This is a genomic window from Desulfovibrio sp. 1188_IL3213, from assembly GCF_036763145.1.
Taxonomy (GTDB): domain Bacteria; phylum Desulfobacterota; class Desulfovibrionia; order Desulfovibrionales; family Desulfovibrionaceae; genus Desulfovibrio.
This window is the reverse complement of sequence record NZ_JBAIYR010000378.1, coordinates 1-2,219: the sequence shown is the minus strand read 5'-3', so window position 1 is coordinate 2,219 and position 2,219 is coordinate 1. Positions and strand designations below refer to the sequence as shown.

Annotated in this window: 1 protein-coding gene and 1 pseudogene; both read right to left on the bottom strand. The window is 61.5% G+C overall.

Translation table 11 applies throughout. The annotated features are described in order from the left end of the window. Positions 1–1,649 (bottom strand): PEP/pyruvate-binding domain-containing protein (locus V6C16_RS11620; protein ID WP_333543277.1); only part of this gene is annotated, 1,649 nt, incomplete at its 3' end. Positions 1,650–1,684: 35 nt separating this feature from the next. Continuing rightward, positions 1,685–2,219: pseudogene (locus V6C16_RS11615) on the bottom strand (sigma 54-interacting transcriptional regulator); the annotation flags it as partial.

The window sequence follows — 2,219 nt, the reverse complement described above, 5'->3', positions numbered from 1 at the left end:
GCGTCCACGGTGATCACCTGTCCTTCGCTGAGCACGCCCGTGACGCCCGGCAGGTTCATAAGCGTGGGAACCCCGAATTCGCGGCATATGGACGCCATATGCCCGGTGAGGCTGCCCGTCTGTGCGATAATGGCCGAGGCGCGCCGCATGGCCGACATGGCGCTGGGCGAGGAATGGTCCATGAGCATGACCGCGCCTTCGGGAAAATGGGTAATATCTTCTCCATCGCCCACAAAAACCACGGGGCCGCAGCCCACGCCCCTGGCGGCCACGTCCGCGCCGGAAAGCAGCGGCCGCAGATGTCCGAGGATGGGCGCGGCTTTTTCTTCCGCCATGCTGTCCAGTCCCATTGGCCGGGTTTGCAGCAGTACAATCTGATCCTCTTCGTCCACAGCCCATTCCATATCCTGCGGATACTGGTAATGACGCTCCAGTTCCATAGCCATGTCCGCCAGGCGGCGCACCTGATCATCGCTGAGGCAGGGAACATCCCGCAGGGCGTCGGGTACGGGAACCATCTCGCTTTCAACTCCCGATCCGTGGCGCACCAGACGCAGGCGCACAGCCTTGTGAGCAATGGTGGTTTTGGTGATCTTGCCGGTGGCCCTTGATACCAGCCACTGATCCGGCGTGCCGGAGCCGTCCACCACCATTTCTCCCAGACCCCACAGGCCGTTGATGACAATGCTGTTGGAGCGCAGATCCACAGGGTGGCGCGAAAAAACCACGCCGGCGGCACGGGCGCGCACCATTTCAACACAGCACAGGCCCATGCCCATGGCATCAAGAGCATAGCCGTGGCTGGCGCGGTAGGTCAGGGCGCGGGGTGAAAACAGGCTGGCAACAACAACCTTGAACGACGGGATCAGGTCGTTGCGCGTAACGCCCAGCAGACTGCGGTATTGCCCGGCAAAGGACTGAACCCCGTCTTCGGCAATGGCGCTGGAGCGCAGGGCCGCCACCGCATTGGGATCATTGCCATAGGCCAGATCCCAGGCTTTGAGCAGGGCGTCTTCCACTTCTTTGGGAACGGGGGCCTCGCGGATGAGCTTTTCCACCTGGCGGGAAACAGCATTGATGTTGTCAGGCTTGTCAGGATCCACGGAGCGCAACAGGGAGTAGACGCTTTTGAAAAGTCCCGGCGTGCGCAGAAGGAAGATGGTTCCGGCCTTTATGGTGATGGCGAAGCCGCGCGGCACGGGCATGTCCAGCATGTTCCGCAGTTCACCGAGATTGGCGTTTTTGCCGCCCACACTGTAGGCCATGCTGGCGTCCACTTCCGTAAGATTCAGGGTCAGGCTCGGCACATCGCCGCGAGTACGCTGATCCAGCTCTTTTTCTATGCGCCCGGCAATGCTGTGTACGGCTGCATTCAGCCCCAGATGCCGTCGGCCGGAAATATCGTTGAGCGCGGCGGCCATGCGGTCACAACGAAAGATCGCACGCCGGGCTTCCTTGCGCACCTGGCTTGTTTCCATGTGTCGTTCGCCATGCTGTGCGGCATTAAGACCGGCCAGAATGCCGGCCAGGTCCGCATTGGCCTGAAGCAGTTCCTTGAAGGAGGCATATCGCCTGTGAAAGGCGGTCATGGCCTGCTCGCGCGAGAGGCGCGGCTTGCGGCCAAAGAATTTTTTCAGTTTGCCGACCATGAACATGCTCCGGATATGACGTTAGAAAGCCCGAATCAGCCGGAAAACGGCCTGCCCGGCACGACCACATAACGCTGGGCCGGGCCGCGCCCTTCTTTACGTACCAGACCCATCTGCACAAAAAGCTGCAAATCATACTGCGCCGTGCGCATGGAAATGTTTTCGCCCACCATCTGCTGGTATTCCTGGCGACTTATGCTGCCAACCTGTTCAATGCGGGGCCACATTTCCCTCTGGCGGTGATTGAGGCGGGGCATGTCCGTCTGCATGAATCTTCCGGCGTGGGGAGACGCATGGGGCATGGGAGAGGGATGCCGCACGGCATCTCCCGGGAAGGCGGAGGAATCCGCAGGGGACGGCGCTTGCTGCACGGAAGCGGGTGCGGCTGGAGGCGCTTCAAGGGCTTCGTCCTGGTCTTTTGACCTGTCGGGGCTGCCGTGCGGGGACTGAGCATCCGCAGGGCGAGCGTTCTGCGTCTCGGAAGGCGTATTTGCGGAAACCGAATGGGCAGAAGCCGAAAGGGAGCCTGAAGCGGCCTGCTCCTCGCGCTCATGGTCGTTCTGGCGTTCC